Annotated in this window: 4 protein-coding genes; 3 read left to right on the top strand and 1 reads right to left on the bottom strand. The window is 50.2% G+C overall.

Features of this window, described 5'->3' with window-relative positions:
- The 3 genes from JKK62_RS12065 to JKK62_RS12055 form a co-directional block, all read left to right on the top strand.
- A partial coding sequence (locus JKK62_RS12065; RefSeq protein ID WP_494545961.1) for an EF-Tu C-terminal domain-related protein occupies positions 1 to 200 on the top strand: 200 nt, incomplete at its 5' end.
- Between the two features lie 136 nt (positions 201 to 336).
- On the top strand, positions 337 to 633 hold the full coding sequence (locus tag JKK62_RS12060; RefSeq protein WP_201428101.1) for a DUF1292 domain-containing protein: 297 nt from the start codon (positions 337 to 339) through the stop codon (positions 631 to 633).
- Between the two features lie 76 nt (positions 634 to 709).
- A complete protein-coding gene (locus JKK62_RS12055; RefSeq protein WP_201428100.1) occupies positions 710 to 1,261 on the top strand; it encodes a DUF308 domain-containing protein in 552 nt (183 codons plus the stop codon).
- 103 nt (positions 1,262 to 1,364) lie between these two features.
- Here JKK62_RS12055 and JKK62_RS12050 read toward each other — a convergent pair.
- Positions 1,365 to 2,361 (bottom strand): aspartate kinase (locus JKK62_RS12050; protein WP_201428099.1); only part of this gene is annotated, 997 nt, incomplete at its 5' end.

Raw genomic sequence — 2,361 nt, 5'->3', positions numbered from 1 at the left:
CTCAGTTCTATTTCAGAACCACTGACGTTACCGGTACCATTTCTCTGCCCGAGGGCACTGAGATGTGCATGCCCGGCGATAACGTTGAGATGGATGTTGAGCTGATCACTCCTATCGCTATCGAAGTTGGTCTGCGTTTCGCTATCCGTGAGGGTGGCCGTACCGTAGGTTCCGGCGCTGTTATCGCTATCAACGAGTAATTTCTTTCAAAGAATTTTATTCAGCAAAATACTCCCGAGGCTCACGCTTCGGGAGTTATTTTTTTGTTATTATTACTTGCAATTCGTTATAATATAGTGTAAAATTTATCCTAGTTGAGTTATAAGGGGGCGTAATATGCTGAACAACGAAGATTTCGCAGAAGAAGAGTATGAGGCTGAGATCATTACGTTAGAGGATGATCTGGGCAACGAAAAAGACTTTGAGTTTCTCGACGTGGTCGAGTATGACGGCGACGAGTACATTATCCTGCTTCCGGTTGCGGAGGAAGAACAGAACGAAGTCATGATCCTGCGGATTGATTCTGTCGATGATGAGACCGAGAACTATGTCGGTATCGACGACGAGGAAACTTTGCAGAAGGTCTTTGATATCTTTAAGGAAAGATACAAGGACGATTATGATTTTGAGTAAGATTTGATAAGAATCCCTGCTTCGGCAGAGGAGAATATAAAGATCCGTTTACGGGTCAACTTTTGAGGAGGTTTTTATGTCAAAAGCAAAATATCTGATTCCGACCATCCTGCTTATCATTTTTGAGGCGGTAGTCGGTACATTGATCCTGATCGACGGCGAGCGTTTTGCGCAGATCATCTTTATCGTTTTCGGTGTTGTGATGCTCGTATGCGGCATTATCGCTCTGATCCGCAGCCTGCTCGGCGGAAGAAATGGCGGCAGCATCAACGGCGGCGCTCTTGCCGTCTCCCTGCTGATGATCGCAATCGGCGGTTTCTTCGCGGCGGCGTCGAGCTATGTTGTCGATATCTTCACCGCTATGACGCTGATCTTCGGTATCATCATGATCGTAGAAGGTATCTTCAAGCTGACGGAGTTCCTGACTATCCGCGCTAACGGACCGATCGGTTTCTTCGGTATCTTCAGCGCGATTCTTTCGATCATCCTTGGTATCATCCTGGCGTTCAACCCGTTCGGTACTACCGTGGTTATGTGGACTGTTACCAGTATCATGCTCATCGCGACCGCGATCGTTGACCTGATCTCTCTGATCGTTTATGCTGTCGCTCTGAAGAACGCTGATTGATACCTCATCACAAAGTAAACAACGATTAAAGAAAAGCGCTGTAGCTTCAAACTACAGCGCTTTTTGTTATGGAAACGGGGGAGTGGCAGCTCCCGTTAGGAGATCAACCCTCTTTGGGGAAGAACTTCTCGTGGATCGCGGAAACAGCTTTGTCAGCGTCATCCTTGTCGATGATGACAGATACCTTGATCTCGGAGGTCGAGATCATGCGGATGTTGATCTGTCTGTCGTACAGCGCCTCGAACATCTTCGCGGCAACGCCCGCGTGGCTTTCCATACCCGCGCCGACGATAGATACCTTTGCGATGTCGTCGTTGTAGTCTACGCCGGTCGCACCGACGTTATCGGCGAACTTTTCACAGATTTCCTTTGCTTCCTGACCCTTGTTCTGCGCTACGGTAAAGGCGATATCCTTTGTCCCGTCTCTGCCGACGCTCTGCAGGATGACGTCTACATTGATTTTTCTGGCAGCAAGCTTAGAGAACAGCTTGAATACCATCCCGGGTCTGTCGGGAATACAGGTGATCGACAAGCGGGCTACGTCGGTGTCCTTAGCGACGCCGCTGATAAGCATTTTTTCCATTTTTACCTTCTCCTTTACGATTGTACCCGGAGCCTTGGTGTAGGATGAGAGGACTTCGAGTTCGATATTGTATTTCTTCGCCATTTCTACAGAACGGTTGTTGAGCACTTGCGCGCCCAGGGTAGCAAGCTCCAGCATCTCGTCATAGGAGATCTCGGGAAGCTTCATCGCGTTCGGCACCTTGCGCGGATCGGCGGTGAAAACGCCTTCGACGTCGGTGTAGATCTGACACAGATCGGCGTGCATGGAAGCCGCGATCGCGACCGCGCTGGTATCTGAACCGCCGCGGCCTAAGGTGGTGATATCGTCGTAGCGCGATAAACCTTGGAATCCGCAGACGACGACGATCTTCTTCTGGTCGATCTCACGGCGGATACGGTCGGGATAGACCTGACGGATACGCGCCTGAGAGTGGGCGGAGGAGGTCAAAAAGCCTGCCTGCCAGCCTGTCAAAGAGATCGCGGGATATCCCATCTCCTGGATTGCCATCGCGAGCAGCGACGCAGAGATCTCCTCA

This window comes from Ruminococcus difficilis (genome assembly GCF_016680995.1).
The sequence above is the reverse complement of the archived record's forward strand: the minus strand, read 5'-3'. Positions and strand labels throughout refer to the sequence as shown.

Coding starts and splice junctions, on each gene's coding strand:
- JKK62_RS12060 (WP_201428101.1), top strand. CDS start 337: ATGCTGAACAACGAAGATTTCGCAGAAGAAGAGTATGAGGCTGAGATC.
- JKK62_RS12055 (WP_201428100.1), top strand. CDS start 710: ATGTCAAAAGCAAAATATCTGATTCCGACCATCCTGCTTATCATTTTT.